This window comes from Bifidobacterium miconis, assembly GCF_019331735.1.
Classification (GTDB): Bacteria; Actinomycetota; Actinomycetes; order Actinomycetales; family Bifidobacteriaceae; genus Bifidobacterium; species Bifidobacterium miconis.
In genome coordinates, this window is sequence record NZ_JAHBBH010000021.1 from 17,231 (window position 1) to 33,674 (window position 16,444).

The following is a 16,444-nucleotide window of genomic DNA, read 5'->3' on the forward strand; positions in this document are numbered from 1 at the left end:
ACTGAGTTCGAGCCACACGGATCGAACTCAGTTACGGCCGTTGTTGTATCTCCTCGCCGTCAGATCAGCTCCAGCGTCACGTCGAGCGCGAGCGGACGGTCGGCGTGCAGCTGGAACTCGTCGTGCACCGGCGCACCCCACGTGTCGTCGCCGCCGACGCCCATCTGCCCGGCCAGCAGGCGCAGGAACGTGTGCCGCACCGGCGGCAGTTCGTTCTGATGCGTGGCCTCTTCGAGCATCAGCGTGCTGTAGGGGAGCAGGCTCGCGGCGAAGACGGTGCCGTCGGCTGCGATGACGCGTATGCCGTGGCCGGTTTGGTCGGTGACGTCGGCCCAGCGCACGCCCTCGTGGTTGCCGGTTTCCTGCGGCACCAGATACGGCGCGCAGTCCTGTGCGGCCGTGCGCTCGAAAATGCCCAGCTTGCCGCCGTGCAGTCGGTCCGCGTACGTTTCCTCCGGGCCGAGGCCGTAGAACCGCAGATGGTCGTAGACCGCCGGCAGCGTCCATTCGAGGCCGAAGGCGGGCAGCGTGGGGGCGTTTGCATCGGTCGAGCCCGGATACGAGACGGTCAGGTGCACGCGCAGCGACGCGTCGACGTCGTAGCGGACGGTGACCGGCGTGTGCGCGGGATCGGCCAGTTCGTAGTCGTAGACCGCGGTCAGGCCGTCGCCGTCGGCCGTGCGGCTGACCGACGTGCCGGTCACGCGCGCGTATCGTCCGGCCGCGAACCACTGCGCACGGTCGAAACCGGAGCCGTTGCCGCGATCGTTGTCGGTGAGCGGGCGGAACGTCGTCAGGTTCGGCCGGCGGATCACCATCTCACGGTCGCCGCGGCGGAACGAGACGATCCCGCCCTGCGACTTGGACAGCAGGACTTCGTCGTCGCCGCGGCGCAGTCCGGCATTGAACCCGTCCTCGGCGGCGGTGACGCGCGCGCCGGCAACGTCCGCAACGTCCGCGCTGTCCACACCGTCGTCGGCGACACCGTGCGCGGCCGCACCGTCACCGTCGTCGAACGACACCGCGGCCACATGCTGGCCGAAGGTGAGCTCGTATCCGGCCGGAGCCCAGTCCGTCGCCTCGGCGAGCCGCTGGTCGACCTCGTACGTGACTTCGGTGCGGCCGCCGTCGATCGGCAGCAGATCGGTGACGCGCGGGAACGCGATCGGCTCGTGCGCGGTCTCGCCGGCGGGCACCTCGAACCGGTAGTCGGCGTGCCAGCGTTCGACGCCGTCCACGAGCACGCGTGCGGTGAAGACGTAATCGGCGGTGGAAACGAACAGGTTGTCGTTGGTGATCGTCACGCCGGTTTCGTCGGGCACGAGCTTCACGTTGGCGTACAGCTGCTTGACTTCCTGCGCCTTGGGGGAGGGGGTGCGGTCGGCGAACACGATGCCGTCGCCGGAGAACTCGTAGTCGTTCGGGCGATCGTCGAAGTCGCCGCCGTATGCGAGCCGCTCGGTGCCGTCGCCGAGCCGCTGGAACAGGGCCTGGTCGACGTAGTCCCAGATGAATCCGCCCTGATACTTCGGGTAGCGTTCGAGCGCGGTGTACAGGTGGAGCCCGCCGGTGGAGTTGCCCATCGAATGCGAGTATTCGCAGGAGATGTACGGTTTGCGCGCGTCGGCGCCGAGGAAGCGGGATTCGATCGCGTCGGGGAACGCGTACATGCGGCTTTCGATGTCGGTGGCGGCCGCGTAGTCGGGATCGTTGGCCACGCCCTCGTAGTGGACCGGACGGTACGGATCGTTGGCGTGCAGGAAGTCGCGCATCGTGTAGAACACGTCGCCGCCGAACGATTCGTTGCCGAGCGACCAGATCACGACGGACGGATGGTTGTAGTCGCGGCGCAGCATGCTGGCGGTGCGGTCGAGGCATGCGCCCCTCCATTCGTCGCGGCTGCCGGGCACTGCGGTTGCGGAGGTGATGGGATGCTCCGGCGTGCTCCAGGTGCCGTGCGTTTCGAGGTTCGTCTCGTCGAGCACGTAGATGCCGTATTCGTCGCACAGTTCGTACCAGCGGGTCTGGTTGGGGTAGTGCGAGGTGCGCACGGCGTTGATGTTGAGCCGCTTGAATTCGCGGATGTCCTGCAGCATGACCGCTTCGGACACCGCGCGGCCGTCGCGCGCGTCGAATTCGTGCCGGTTGACGCCCTTGAAGACGATGCGCTTGCCGTTGATGCGCATGATGCCGTCTTCGATGGCGAAGTGGCGGAAACCGACGCGCTGCGGCACGACCTCGACCACGTCGCCGTTCGCGTCGCGCACGACGACGGTCAGCGCGTACAGGTTCGGCTGTTCGGCGCTCCACGGCGCGACTGTGCCGACGCTCGCATGCCAGATGACAGTGTTGGCGGTGTTGTCGTCAGTGATGACGGAGTCCGCAGCGTCACCGGACGATGCGTCAGCGGCCGTTACGGTAGTCGGCACGGTGGCCGGCGCGGACCAGACGATCGCACCGGACGCGTCGCGCAGGATCGCCTCGGCCGATATGTCCGCGCCGTCATCACTGATGCCGGCTACGTACGCGAGATGCGCCGTGACGGCGAGGTCGCCGTCGCCGGTCGCGGCGTCGTAGTCAGCGTCGACGCGCAGGTCGCCGACGTGCACGGCCGGGTGCGCGGCGAGTTCGACGCTGCGGAAGATGCCGTGCATGCGCCAGAAATCCTGATCCTCTAGCCAGCTGGCGGACGAGAATTCAAGGCAGGCGACGGAGAGCGTGTTGGGGCCGGCCGTCAGCGCGGCGGTGACGTCGAACTCGCTGGGCGTGAAGGAGTCCTCGGAGTAGCCGACGAACGTGCCGTTGAGCCAGACGGCGATGGCGGTGGACGCGCCGTGGAAGGTCAGCGTGACGGTCCGTCCCGCGGCCGCCGCGGCGGCGACCTTGGGCGAGGGCGTGAACGTGCGGCGGTACAGGGCGACGTGGTTGTGCTCGGGCACCTCGGACGCGCTCAGGGTCTCGTGCCCGGACCACGGATACTGCTGGTTGACGTACTGGTGGCGCAGGAACCCGGTGGTTTCCAGCGTCGACGGCACGTCGATCGGCGCGAAGCCCGCGGAATCGGCACCGGCGGCGTCCGGCCGGGCGAACGCGGCACGTTCGAGCGCGTCCGCGCCGAAGTCGGCGAGGTCGACGACCTTGACGGACCAGCGTCCGTCAAGCGGCTGGATCAGGTCGGAGGATTCGCCGGGCTGCGGCTCGTGGTCGAAGTACCGGTGGCTGGAGTGGGCCGGCAGCCGGTTGACGGCGAATACGGTGGGATCGGCGATCCATGCGGAGGAGAATCGCGCTGCAGTGGGAATGGTGATGGTGTTCATGGCCTGTCTTTCTGTTGACCGCATCACTGCTTCGTGGATGCGAGGTTCAGTCAACATTTACTAAATTACACAACCGCTTCGGCGTGTGCAAATCGCACTTCCTTATCGTTCCAAAGAAAAGGGTTTTTCAGCCGATCAGAACCGAACACAATCAATGCAATGTTTAGTAAATATCGTTATTTTTGTCCGTGAAACGAATAGTATTCATCAGTAAAAGCTGTCTTGCCGTCAGGCATCCACCAAAGAAGCACCATCCCGGCGGTCACGCCGGCAAAGGAAAGAAGGCACGCAGTGTCCACCACCGCTGCATCCGCCGAAAAGACCCCCGTCCGCCGCATCGCGGCGTTTGCGTTCGGCAACTTCGGCCAGTCCCTGTTCTACAACGCGCTGAGCACCTACTTCGTGGTCTACGCGACCACGTCGCTGTTCGGCGGCGTCGACAAGGCCCTCGCGGCCAAGCTCATCGGCGTCATCACCTCGCTGGTCATGGTCATCCGCATCGCCGAGATCTTCATCGACCCGCTGCTCGGCAACCTCGTCGACAACACCAACACAAGGATCGGCCGGTTCCGTCCGTGGCAGTTCATCGGCGGCACCGTCTCCGCCGTCCTGCTGCTCATCGTCTTCACCGGCATGTTCGGACTGGTCAACGTCAACACCACCGCGTTCATCGTCGCGTTCGTGGCCGTCTTCATCGTGCTCGACGTGTTCTACTCGCTGCGCGACATCTCCTACTGGGGCATGGTCCCGGCCATCTCCTCCGACTCGCACGAGCGCTCCATCTACACGTCCATGGGCTCGCTCACCGGATCGATCGGCTACAACGGCCTGACCATCGTCGTCATCCCGATCACCACCATGTTCAGCACGCAGCACGTCCAGACGCAGGGCGGCTGGACCGCGTTCGGCATCATCGTCGCGCTCATCGGCATCCTCACCTGCTGGACCGTCGGCCTCGGCGTCAAGGAGACCGACAGCGCGCTGCGCAAGGACGCCGACTCGAACGGCAACCCGCTGCAGGCGTTCAAGGCGCTCGGCCAGAACGACCAGCTGCTGTGGGCCGCGCTGTCCTACCTGTTCTACGCCTTCGCCAACGTGGCCACCGGCGGCGTGATGGTGTACCTGTTCAACTACGTCATCAACCGCCCCGACCTGTTCGCCATCACCGGCGTGATCCCGGTCGTCGCCGGCATCATCCTCGCGCCGCTCTTCCCGGTCGTCACGCGCTACGTGCCGCGCAAGTACATGTTCCTCACCGGCATGGTGATGATGGCCTGCGCCTACACGCTGTTCATCACCATGACAACCAACATCGTCGCCGTCATCGCCGCGCTCATCCTGTTCTACACGCCGCAGACGCTCATCCAGATGACCATCATCCTGTGCCTCGAGGATTCCGTCGAATACGGCCAGCTCAAGACCGGCAAGCGCAACGAGGCCGTGACGCTGTCCGTGCGTCCGATGCTCGACAAGATCGCCGGCGCGCTATCCAACGGCTTCGTCGGCTTCGTGGCCGTGTCGGCCGGCATGATCGGCTCGGCCACCGCCGCCGACATGACGCCGGCGAACATCGCCACGTTCAAGGGCTTCGCGTTCTGGATGCCGCTCGCGTTCATCGTGCTCGGCTTCCTGACGTTCGCGTTCGCCGTGAAGATCGACGAGCGGGCGCACGCGCGCATCGTCGAGCGCATCGAAAACACCATGGACGCGCACGACGGCGCGCCGACCTACGGCCGCAAGATCGCCAAGGCCGTGCTGCTCGGCACCGACACCGCGGTCTCGCTCACCAAGTAGCGGCACCGTTGCGACGCCGGACGCCCATTGCCATCGCCATTGCCGCGTTTTGCCAAGGCATACCGCGGCAATGGGATACAATGCCTCAGTAACGACATTACTGACGACGACGTTCAGGGACACGAGGCATGGCAACCATCAAGGAAATAGCGCAGCAGTCCGGCTTCTCCGCCACGACGGTCTCCCGGCTGCTCAACGGCGACCCGACCTTTACGGTCAAGAAGGAAACCCGGGAGAAGATCCTGCAGGTCAGCGAACGGCTCGGCTACACGGTTCCGTCCCGCATCTTCGGCAACGCCAGCCAGCTGGCTGTGCTCGACGCGCTCGCCGGCGAGGAGGAGCTGCAGAACGCGTACTACCGCGAGCTGCGCAACACGCTGCTGGCGACGTCGCAACAGCAGAACCTCAGCCTCACGTTCTACACGGACATCCCGCACCTGATCGAGAACGCGGACGAATACGGCGGGTTCATCGCGATCGGCCCCGGCATGCACCGGTACGCCGATCTCAAGGCCCTGCACGAGGTGCTGCCGAACGGCGTCTTCATCGACACCAACCCCGCGCCCAACCTGTTCGACTCGGTCCAGCCCGACCTCGCGCAGACCGTGCTCGACGCGCTGGATGCCGCGATGGCCGCCGGCATGCGCCGCATCGGATTCATCGGCAGCGTGGGCCGCACGATGGGCGTGCACGAGTATCCCGAGGACCTGCGGTTCATGGCGTACAAGAACTGGACCGAACGGCTGGGACTGGAGTCCGGTCCGACGTACGTGGACGGCCCGGTGAGCGTCGAGAACGGGCTGGCGCTGGGTCGCCGCGTCGTCGCCGACCTCGGCCGCGACGGTCTGCCGGACTGCTTCATCACCGCCACCGACGTGATCGCCGTGGGCGTGCTGCAGGCATTCGTCGAAGCCGGCATCGTAGTGCCGCGCGACGTGAGCATCATCAGCATCAACGATCAGACCATCGCGCGCTACACGTCGCCGCCGCTGACCACGTTCGCCATCGACCAGCGCGCGCTGGTCGGCAACGCGATCGCCATGCTGCTCGAGTCGATCGACGCCGCCGTCATCGCCGACGCGCACCGGCACATGCTGGTCTCCACCAAACTCGTCACGCGCGGCAGCTTCATTCCGGCCTCGCCGTCCGCACGGAACGCTCCGGCAGCTCCGGCAGCGTAGACGCGCGACACCGGGCTATTCGCATCGCGCTTCACAGATATGGCAGGGCCCCGTTCCAACACGGAACGGGGCCCTGCCGTATCTGACGCAAGCGGCGGAAACCGGTCAGTCGTCGCCGAGCGTAACGTGCACGCCGCCGACGAGCGCGGTGACCACGTTGTACAGCAGCGTGAGGATCGTCGCGAGGATCGTGAACACGATCACCTGCACGATGCCGAAGATCGTCACGGCGCTGAGCACGGTGGACCAGTTGAAGATGCTCGTCAGGTCGAAGGAGCCGGCGTCGAGGCCCGTGGAGGAGACGATCGCCGTGATCTTCTTGAACACGCCGATGAAGTCGAGCAGGAAGTAGCAGCCCATCACGGCGACGATCTGGATGATCGCGCCCGCGATCGACAGCAGGAACGACACCTTGGCCATCGACCATGCGCTGATGTGCGTGACGGACAGGTTCATGCGACGCGCGCGCGGCGTGCCGCGACGGGCCGGCTTCGACGCGGGCGGCACGGATGCCGGCGCGGCGGAGACCGATTCGGACGATCCGGAAGCGCCGGCGAGACCGGACAGGCCGGCGGCGCCGAACGACGCGCCCTCCGCATTGCCGGCCTCGCCTACCGCGGACCGGGCCACACGGCCGGCATGGCCGTGACCGCTGCGATGTCCGGCCTCGCCCGGCTCCTCGCCGGCGTGCTCGGGCGCGAAGGAGACAGGCTGGGCCATGCCGTCCTCGTTGGGTTCTTCAACATTCTCGCTCATCGTTGCTCCTTGTCCGAGCTCTTGCTTTCTGTGAGACTACCAGTCTTCGCAGACGGCAGGCGTCATGTCTTCCAATGGAGATCTTCCTTTGCCGGCAAAGCAGCGGAGGGGCAATCAGCGGCAAATGGTTCGATCTTCCGACTACCCCTCAGTCTCGCTGCGCGAGCCGGCTCCCCCGACAAGGGGAGCCGAGACCAAGGTCACTGCTCAGCGGACGTTTCCGCGGGCGTGTCACCGGAGTCCTGACCGTCGTCGGCGTCGTCCTTCTCCTCGTTGCGCGCGATGGAGATGATCTCGTCGCCCTTGTCCGGCTTGGCGAGCGTGACGCCCTGCGTGGTACGGCCGGTGCGCTTGACCTCGGCCACGTCGGAGCGGATCACCTTGCCGGACTTCATGATGGCCATGATCTGGTCGTCCTCCGCCACGATCGCCGCGCCGACGAGCGAACCGCGCTCCTCGGTCAGCTGCACGGCCTTGACGCCGTAACCGTTGCGGCCCTGCAGACGGTACTCGGAGATCGCCGTGCGCTTGGCGAAGCCCTCGTTCGTGACCACGAGCAGGTCCTGATCGGAATCGTCCGGCACGACGTCCATCGCGAGCAGACTGTCGCCGTCGCGGAACTTCATGCCCTGCACGCCGGCGGTCTGGCGGCCCATCGGTCGCAGCTGCTCGTCGTCGGCCGCGAACTTGAGGCTCATGCCGAGACGCGACACCAGAATGATGTCGTCCTCCGCGTTACACAGCGCGGCGCCGATCAGCTCGTCCGCGGTCTCGCCGTTCTCGTCCGTGATCAGACGCACGGCGATCAGGCCGCCCTGTCGCGGCGAATCGTACTCGGCGAGTTCGGTCTTCTTGACCTTGCCGGAACGCGTCGCGAGCACCAAGTACTTGGCGACCTCGTAGTTCGGGATCGACAGCACGGTCTGGATCGTCTCATCGGGGCCGAACTGCAGCAGGTTCGCCACATGCTGGCCCTTGGAGTCGCGCGAGCCCTCGGGCAGCTCGTACGCCTTGATGCGGTACACGCGGCCCCTGTTCGTGAAGAACAGCAGCCAGTTGTGCGTGGACGTGAGGAAGAAGTGGTCCACCACGTCGTCCTCGCGCAGCTTGGCGCCCTTGATGCCCTTGCCGCCGCGGTGCTGGGCGCGGTATTCGTCGGCCTTGGTGCGCTTGATGAAGCCGGAGTGCGTGACCGTGACGACCACGTTCTCCTCGGCGATCAGGTCCTCGACGTTCATCTCGCCGGAGTACGGCAGGATCTTGGTGCGGCGCTCGTCGCCGTACTTGGCGACGATTTCGTCGAGTTCGTCGCCGACGATCTTGCGCTGGCGCTCCGGCTTGGCGAGGATGTCGTTGTAGTCGGCGATCTTGCGCTGCAGTTCCTCGTGCTCGTCGATGATCTTCTGGCGCTCCATGTTGGCGAGGCGCACGAGCTGCATCGACAGGATCGCGTCGGCCTGCACCTGGTCGATGTCGAGGAACTCCATGAGCTTCGGCCGGGCGTCGTCGCGGCCCTGGCTGGAGCGAATCAGCCTGATGACCTCGTCGATCGCGTCCATGGCCTTGAGCAGGCCCTGCAGGATGTGGTCGCGTTCCTCGGCCTCGCGCTTGAGGTAGCGGGTGCGGCGCTCGATGACCTGCAGCTGGTGGTTCACCCAGTGACGGATGAACGCGTCGAGGCTGAGCGTGCGCGGCACGCCGTCGACCAGCGCGAGCATGTTCGCGCCGAACGTCTGCTGCAGCTGCGAGTGCTTGTACAGGTTGTTGAGCACGACCTTCGGCACGGCGTCGCGCTTGAGCACGAGCACGAGGCGCTGGCCGGTGCGGCCGGACGTCTCGTCGCGCATGTCGGCGATGCCCTGGATCTTGCCGTCGCGCACGCCTTCGCGGATGGACGCGGCCAAGCGGTCCGGGTTGACCTGATACGGCAGCTCGGTGACCACGAGGCACATGCGGCCCTTGATCTCTTCGGTGTTGACGACCGCGCGCATGGTGATCAGGCCGCGGCCGGTGCGGTACGCCTGCTCGATGCCCTTGTGGCCGAGGATCGTTGCGCCGGTCGGGAAGTCAGGTCCCTTGATGATGCCGATGAGCGCGTCGAGCAGCTCCTCGCGGGAGGCTTCGGGATGGTCGAGCGTCCAGTGGACGGCGTTTGCCAGCTCGCGCATGTTGTGTGGCGGAATGTTGGTCGCCATGCCGACGGCGATGCCGGACGAGCCGTTCGCGAGCAGGTTCGGGAAGCGCGCGGGCAGCACGGTCGGCTCCTGCGTGCGGCCGTCGTAGTTCGGCACGAAGTCGACGGTGTCCTTGTCGATGTCGCGCACCATCTCCATCGCGAGCGGCATCATGCGGCACTCGGTGTAACGCATGGCGGCGGGCGGATCGTCGCCGGCCGAGCCGAAGTTGCCCTGACCGTCGACGAGCGTGTAGCGCATCGACCACGGCTGGGCCATGCGCACGAGCGTGTCGTAGATCGCCGCGTCGCCGTGCGGATGGTAGTTGCCCATGACGTCGGCGACCGGGCGGGCGCACTTGGAGTAGCCGCGGTCCGGGCGGTAGCCGCCGTCGTACATCGCGTACACGATGCGGCGGTGGACCGGCTTCATGCCGTCGCGCACGTCCGGCAGGGCGCGTTCGACGATGACGGAGATCGCGTAGTCGAGGTACGACTGGCGCATCTCCTTCTGGATGTCGGTGTGGGCCACGCGATGCTCGTCGAGGACCAGATTCTCGCCGGCCTGCGGGCTCGTGGGCTCGAGCGAGCGCTCGGCGCGCTCGTCGTTCTGCTCCGGCAGGTCGTTGCCGCCGGTGCTGTGTTCGTCTGCCACTTATTGGTTCCTTTATCTCAAACCTTGGCCCCCTCGGCTGAGGGGGCTGTCAGCGAAGCTGACTGGGGGAGCGTCTGCGGCGTAGCCGCCAACAATATCGCATCAGCCGAAGGCTGATTCGATGCTCACGCATCAATGAAGCGAACGTCCTTCGCGTTCCTCTGGATGAACAGGCGACGCGGCTCCACGTCGTCGCCCATGAGCATGGAGAACGTCTCGTCCGCAGCCGCCGCGTCCTCGATGTGGATCTGCTTCAAGATGCGCCGCTCCGGGTCCATGGTCGTCTCCCACAGCTCCTGGTACGTCATCTCGCCCAGACCCTTGTAGCGCTGGATGCCTTCGCCCTTGGGCAGTTGGCGTCCGGCCGCGCGGCCCTCGGCGAGCTTCTCGTCGCGCTCGCGGTCGGTGTACACGTAATCGTGGTCGCCGCGCGTCCACTTGAGTCGGTACAGCGGCGGCATGGCCACATACACGTAGCCGGCGGTGATCATCGGTCGCATGTAGCGGAAGAACAGCGTGAGGTTCAGCGTGGCGATGTGCGCGCCGTCGACATCGGCATCGGCCATGATGATGACCTTGTGGTAGCGCACCTTGCTCACGTCGAAGTCCTCGCCGTAGCCGCCGCCGACGGCCGTGATGAGCGACTCGATCGTGTCGGACTTCATCATGCGGTCGATGCTCGCGCGCTCGGTGTTGAGGATCTTGCCTCGCAGCGGCAGGATCGCCTGCGTCTCCGGGTTGCGGCCCTGGATCGCGGAGCCGCCTGCCGAATCGCCCTCGACGATGAACAGCTCGCACTCTTCGGGGTTGTTGGACTGGCAGTCCTTGAGCTTGTCGGGCATGCCGGCCGATTCGAAGATCGACTTGCGGCGGGTGTTCTCGCGCGCCTTCTTGGCGGCGATGCGCGCGCGGGACGCCTCGATGGCCTTCTGGATGATGTTCTTGGCCTCGCTCGGGTGCGCGTCGAACCAGTCGCCGAGCTTGTCGGTCATCACGCGCTGCACGAAGGTCTTCGCCTCGGAGTTGCCGAGCTTGGTCTTGGTCTGGCCTTCGAACTGCGGGGTGGTGAGCTTGACGGAGATCACGGCCGTCAGACCCTCGCGCACGTCGTCGCCGGAGAGGTTGTCGTCCTTGTCCTTGAGGATGTTCTTCTCGCGCGCGTAGCGGTTCACGAGGCTCGTGAGCGCGGCGCGGAAGCCCTCCTCGTGGGTGCCGCCCTCGGTGGTGGAGATCGTGTTCGCGAACGTGTGCACGGCCTCGGAGTACGCGGTCGTCCACTGCATCGCGATCTCGGCGGAGATGCCGATCTTCAGGTCCTCGGCCTCGAAGTCGATCACGTCCTCCTCGACCGGCGTCGCCTTGCGGGACTTCACGAGGTAGTCGACGTAGTCCTTGATGCCGTTCGCGTACTGGTACGTGACGGTCTGGTGCTTCGGCTCGCCGTCGTCCTCGCCCGCGACCTCGTCGCCGGCCATGTCGGGCTCGCGCAGGTCGGTCAGGCTGATCTTGAGGCCCTTGTTGAGGAACGCCATCTGCTGGAAGCGGGCGCGCAGCGTCTCGAAGTCGTAGACGGTCGTCTCGAAGATCTTGCCGTCCGGCCAGAACGTGACGGACGTGCCGGTCGACTCGCCTTCGGACATCGGCTCGCCCTGCTTGAGCCGGGCGGTCGGATGCTGGTTGATGTACGTCTGCGTCCAGTGGAAGCCCTGACGGCGCACCTCGATGTCGACGCGCGTGGAGAGCGCGTTGACGACGGAGATGCCGACGCCGTGCAGACCGCCGGAGACCGCGTATCCGCCGCCGCCGAACTTGCCGCCGGCGTGCAGCTTGGTCATGACCGTCTCGACGCCGGAGACGCCTTCGCCGGGCACCTCGTCGACCGGGATGCCGCGGCCGTCGTCGACGACGCGGATGCCGTTGTCCGGCAGGATCGTGACCTCGATGTGCGTCGCGTAGCCGGCGAGCGCCTCGTCGACGGAGTTGTCGACGATCTCGTAGACGAGATGGTGCAGGCCTCGCGGGCCGGTGGAGCCGATGTACATGCCCGGGCGGATGCGCACGGCCTCGAGGCCCTCGAGGACCTTCAGATCGCTCGCGTCGTAGTGGTCGGGGGACATGCTGTCGTCGAGCTGCGCGTCGACGAGCTCGTCGTTGTTGATCTGCTCGGCCGCTGCGTCGAGTTCGGCTTGCTTGTCGGTGATGGGTTTGGTGATGTTCTGATCAGTGGAACCGTCGAGCGAATCTGCTTCGTCTGCCACAGGATTCCTTTCTGCACATTGCCGCGTCCGAGCGGCTACTCGCAAGGGTGATATGCCCTAAAACGCGAATAACGGCCCCTTCCAGCCATTTACCTATACTGCGCGTAAGTCTAGTCGCGTACGCCGACACCGCCCTTAGCGGCGAAATTAGCGGTTCTGCACGGTTGTGTCGCGGTCGAACGCGGTTCCGCGCGGTTCAGCTGCGCCGACGATACCCGCGGTATCCGCCGCGCTGCGGCATGGGCCCGCTCACGCGGATTTCGCGGATGTCGAGTCCGGCGAGCCGCTCGCGGATCGTGGCGGTGAGCTGGGGGATCATGTAGGTGAGCGTGGTCGCCCAGTTGGGCGATTCGGTGCGGATGACGAGCACGCCGTCGCGCAGGCCGGACACGGTCGAATGCTGGGCGATGGCGGGGCCGACGACCTGGTCCCAGTGGTCGCGCAGCTGGGCCATTTTGAGCTGCGGCGTCCAGTTGCCGGCGCCGGCGATGGCGACGAGCACGCTGTCGAGGCTGCTCGGGTCGCGCCCGGGCTTGCCGAAGTTCTCCCACGCCTTCTCGCTGTTTTCCTCGCGCGCCTTGCGGTCGCGCATGATGTAGCCGCCGCGCTCGGCGAGACGCTCGAACACCTGCGCCGGCAGCTTGCGCTCGTCCAGTTTGAGCGTCTTCGCGATCGGCGGCGTCATGCCGAGGCCGGCTTTCCGTCGACGGCATCGTCCGTATCGGCAGAGTCGGCAACGTCGTGCGCATCGGCCGCGCGCCGCGCGTCGGCATCGGCCCCATCCGCGTCCCACGCGACGTCCGCTCCCAGCAGCGCGGACAGGTCGGGGTGCAGGTACTCATCCTGCGCCCGCTTGAGCGCGCCCACGTCGATCACGTTCGCGTCCGCGCGACCGGCAAGGTCGGGGATGTCGCTGGCCGCGGCAACGGTGATGAGCACCTGATCCTGCCGCGAGGCGAAGTCGAGGATCTGGCCGCGGCGCGACTCGTCGAGCTGCGCGAACACGTCGTCGAGGATGACGATCGGCCGCGTGCCGCGCTCGCGCGCGACGACGTCGAACAGCGCCATCTTGAGCGCGAGCGCCATCGTCCACATTTCGCCGTTCGACGCGAACTCGCGCGCCGGCATGCCGGCCAGCAGCAGCGACAGGTCGTCGCGGTGCGGGCCGATCAGGTTCTGCCCGCGCGCGACTTCGCCGGGGTAGATGCGCTGGAAGTGCTCGCTGATGCGAGGCAGGGGATCGTCGGCCAGAAAGATCTCGTCGAACGACGGCTCGTACGCAAGTTCCGCACGCTGGTCGTCGCCGGCGAGGCTGCGGTAGATCGCGGCGAACGGTTCGGCGATCATGTCGACGATGCGCCGGCGGTCGCGCGTGAGCGCGACGCCGAGCTCGATGAACTGTCCGGTCCAGATTTCCAGTCCGCTCAGTGCCGCGTCGGCGGCGGCCGGCACGACGTCGCGCGCGCCGAGCTGCTTGAGCAGGGCGGCGCGCTGCCTGGCGACTTTCGCGATGGTTTGCAGCCGGTCCGCGTAGCCGGGGACGAGCAGCGCGCCGGCCTGGTTGAGGAAAGTACGCCGGGAGGCCGGGTCGCCGGCGACGAGCCGCTGGTCTTCGGGGGTGAAGGAGACGCTGGGGATGCGGCCGACGACGTCGCGCATGTACAGCGAGTTGCCGCCGTTGACGCGGGCCCGGTTCGCGCCGCGCGCCGCGACGGTGAGCTCGTAGGTGGTGACGGTCCGTTCGTCGTCCGCATTTGCCGGCATCGCGGCCGTCTCGTTCGCGCCCGCCTCTCCGTGAATCGCGTCGGACACGCCGTTTTGCCGCTCAGACGCCCCGCAGGCGCCCGTTCCGCTCGCTTTGACATCGGACGTCGCGTCCGGTGTTGAGAGGGCCGCGGCGGGGCCGCTGACGACGTTGGCGCGGATGACGGCGGAGGACTGTCCGCGTTCGACGAGCGGCAGCGACGACGAGGTGCGGTGGCTGGATCCGGTGGAGAGGACCTCGACGGCTTCGACGATGTTCGTCTTGCCCATGCCGTTCGCGCCCTGCAGGATGTTCACGCCGGGGGTGAAGTCGACCACGCAGTGCTCCCATGAGCGGTAGCGGTCGAGCGCCAGACGCGAGACGTGCACCGGGGTTCCTCCGATAAGTGGTTGTTGGTCGGGCTGATGCCATGCCGGCCGGAAACGTGGTTCCCGATCGGCGCATGGTCTACATGGTCTTGGGTGCCGGCGGGGCCGGGTCGACGACCGACCTGCGGCGAGATGGGCGGAGTCGAAGTCCGTGGACCCCGACTCCATGCGGTAAGCGCTTTCCGTTTGGTCTTCCCGCAATTTGGAAAGCGCTTACAGAGGCTTGGTTGCTAGGATTTCAGCGTCAAGCGGTGATGCGCATCGGCACGAGCAGATAGCGGTAGTCCATCGACTCGTCGGAATCCGCCTCCTGCTGTCCATTGAACTCGACCGGCTTGACGGCGGTGGTCATCTTCATGCGCACGTACGGTTCGGTGATCGCGGACAGGCCTTCGATCAGATACGACGGGTTGAACGCGACGGTGATGTCGTCGCCGTCCATGTCGATATCGAGGATTTCCTGCGCCTGCGCCTCGTCGACCGCGCCGGCGGACAGCGTGATTTCCTGTCCGGAGAACGCCATGCGGATCGGGGCGTTGCGTTCGGCGACCAGCGCGACTCGCTTGATCGCGCCGATGAGCTTCTGCCGGTCGACCACCGCCTGAATCGGATAGTCGTCGGCGAACAGGCGGTCGACCGCCGGGAACTCGCCGTCGATCAGCTGCGACGTCGAGACGCGTCCGGCGTTCTCGAATCCCAGCAACGACGCGGAATCCTCGTCGAAATCGACGATCACGTTCTGATGTTCGTCGAGCGAACGCGCGATGTCACGCAGCAGCGAGCCGCGCACCAGCGTCGTCGTGTTCACGTCGAGATTCTGCGGGGTCCACGAGAACGTCGCGCGGGCCAGACGGAAACGGTCGGTCGACGTCATGATGACCTTGTCCCCGTTGAACTGGACGCGAACGCCGGTGAGCACCGGGCGATTCTCCTCGCGGGAGACCGCGACGCACGCCTGGGAGACCGCCTGCACGAACGTCGGCGCGTCGACCTGGCCGAGTTTTGCCGGAACGACGGGCAAATCCGGGTATTCCGCATCGGGCATGAGCTGCATGGTGAACGTCGACTTGCCCGACGTGATCGTCATGGTCGACTCGTTCGTCGACAGATACGTTTTTTCGGCGGGCAGCGACTTGGTGATGTCGGCGAGCAGCTTGCCGAGCACCAGCGCGGTGCCGGGTTCGTCGATGCCGGCTTCGATGTGATGACGCGCCGAGATTTCGTAATTGAACGCGGAAAGCTGCAAGGTGCCGTCGATCGCCTCGAGTTTGATGCCGGCGAGGATCGGATTGGCCGGTCGCGCGTCGATGACGCGCGTGGTCCAAGCCACCGCGTCGGCGAGAGCCGCGGAATCGATTTCGACTTTCATGGGTTCCTACTTTCACTTCGGTGTACTGCGGCCCATTGTATCCGGGCTCGGCCCGAAACGTCGCGTGACGGAAGCGAGCCGTGATTGCGGTGACGACGAGCTACGCAAGTGAGTAAAGTAGTCGTAGTAATAAGCGCTGTGGAAACTGTGGATAAGTGGAGTTTTCCCAATGTGGAGAACGGCTGGCGGCATACGCTCCACTGTGGATAACTTCTGGAAAATCTGTGGACAAGTGGGCGACTTATCCACAGGTGTGACGACGATTCCGAGTTGTCCACATTCGAAGGCGAATAATCCACGAGTTATCCACATCTGGTGACGGTGTTATCCACGGGTTATCCGCAGGATTTACCCACATTTGTGGAAAAGGATGTGGATAACTTTTCTCGTATTCGGCGCTCAATCCGGGCGTGTCGCGACGTTTCCCGAGCTGTTTCACGGCCCCTCATCCACCAGAATCGCGCTCAGCGACCAAAATCGACGCTTTTTCCGAACGCTCCGAAAAACGCCCAAAATCGTTCGCTCAGCGCCATCCTCCCGGACAGCGCTTTCCCGACGGTTCGTCTCGCCGTCTTTCGTTTCCGCATCGAGGTCACTTTGGTGACCGGCATGGCCGGGGCCGGGTGTGCCGGATCGGCCCGGAGCGGTCGGGCGGCCTGGAACGGTCGGGCGGCGCGGGCGGATTCGACCGCAAGCGCAAGGGTTTGTGCCGGATCGGCCCGGAACGGTCACTTTGGTGACCGCCATCAGGCACCTCGTGTCGCTGGTACTTTGCCGAGTGTGATGCGGCGGTCTCTGACTGACTACC

At 65.8% G+C, this 16,444-nt stretch carries 8 protein-coding genes and 1 pseudogene; 2 read left to right on the forward strand and 7 right to left on the reverse strand.

Annotation, left to right across the window (positions count from 1 at the left end; translation table 11 throughout):
- Positions 1-59: 59 nt before the first annotated feature.
- Entirely contained in the window at positions 60-3,341 is a 3,282-nt protein-coding gene (gene lacZ, locus KIH79_RS08200) for a beta-galactosidase, LacZ type (protein WP_219058935.1), read from the reverse strand.
- Positions 3,342-3,608: 267 nt separating this feature from the next.
- Here lacZ and KIH79_RS08205 point away from each other — a divergent pair, with 267 nt between their 5' ends.
- Positions 3,609-5,111: a glycoside-pentoside-hexuronide (GPH):cation symporter gene (locus tag KIH79_RS08205; RefSeq protein WP_219058936.1), complete on the forward strand. Its 1,503-nt coding sequence runs from the start codon at positions 3,609-3,611 to the stop codon at positions 5,109-5,111.
- A 128-nt stretch (positions 5,112-5,239) separates the two neighbouring features.
- Complete coding sequence (locus KIH79_RS08210) at positions 5,240-6,292, forward strand: substrate-binding domain-containing protein (protein ID WP_219058937.1); 1,053 nt, start codon at positions 5,240-5,242, stop codon at positions 6,290-6,292.
- A gap of 105 nt (positions 6,293-6,397) precedes the next feature.
- Here the strand turns inward: KIH79_RS08210 and KIH79_RS08215 are convergent, their stop codons facing one another.
- The 6 genes and pseudogenes from KIH79_RS08215 to dnaN all read right to left on the reverse strand — a co-directional run bounded on the left by KIH79_RS08215 (position 6,398) and on the right by dnaN (position 15,636).
- On the reverse strand, positions 6,398-7,048 hold the full coding sequence (locus tag KIH79_RS08215) for a DUF3566 domain-containing protein (RefSeq protein ID WP_236023721.1): 651 nt from the start codon (positions 7,046-7,048) through the stop codon (positions 6,398-6,400).
- Between the two features lie 200 nt (positions 7,049-7,248).
- Entirely contained in the window at positions 7,249-9,876 is a 2,628-nt protein-coding gene (gene gyrA / locus KIH79_RS08220; RefSeq protein ID WP_219058938.1) for a DNA gyrase subunit A, read from the reverse strand.
- Positions 9,877-10,001: 125 nt separating this feature from the next.
- Positions 10,002-12,077 (reverse strand): DNA topoisomerase (ATP-hydrolyzing) subunit B, encoded by a 2,076-nt coding sequence (gene gyrB / locus KIH79_RS08225; protein ID WP_338023132.1) that lies wholly within the window; start codon positions 12,075-12,077, stop codon positions 10,002-10,004.
- 253 nt (positions 12,078-12,330) lie between these two features.
- Positions 12,331-12,819: a DciA family protein gene (locus tag KIH79_RS08230; protein WP_219058939.1), complete on the reverse strand. Its 489-nt coding sequence runs from the start codon at positions 12,817-12,819 to the stop codon at positions 12,331-12,333.
- A gap of 170 nt (positions 12,820-12,989) precedes the next feature.
- Positions 12,990-14,267: pseudogene (recF, locus tag KIH79_RS08235) on the reverse strand (DNA replication/repair protein RecF); the annotation flags it as partial.
- A 244-nt stretch (positions 14,268-14,511) separates the two neighbouring features.
- A complete protein-coding gene (dnaN, locus tag KIH79_RS08240; RefSeq protein ID WP_219058941.1) occupies positions 14,512-15,636 on the reverse strand; it encodes a DNA polymerase III subunit beta in 1,125 nt (374 codons plus the stop codon).
- Between the last annotated feature and the right edge of the window lie 808 nt (positions 15,637-16,444).

Excerpts from the sequence above, each read along its gene's own strand:
- lacZ (WP_219058935.1), bottom strand. The coding sequence starts at position 3,341 with ATGCGGTCAACAGAAAGACAGGCCATGAACACCATCACCATTCCCACT.
- KIH79_RS08215 (WP_236023721.1), bottom strand. The coding sequence starts at position 7,048 with ATGAGCGAGAATGTTGAAGAACCCAACGAGGACGGCATGGCCCAGCCT.
- dnaN (WP_219058941.1), bottom strand. The coding sequence starts at position 15,636 with ATGAAAGTCGAAATCGATTCCGCGGCTCTCGCCGACGCGGTGGCTTGG.
- KIH79_RS08210 (WP_219058937.1), top strand. The coding sequence starts at position 5,240 with ATGGCAACCATCAAGGAAATAGCGCAGCAGTCCGGCTTCTCCGCCACG.
- KIH79_RS08230 (WP_219058939.1), bottom strand. The coding sequence starts at position 12,819 with ATGACGCCGCCGATCGCGAAGACGCTCAAACTGGACGAGCGCAAGCTG.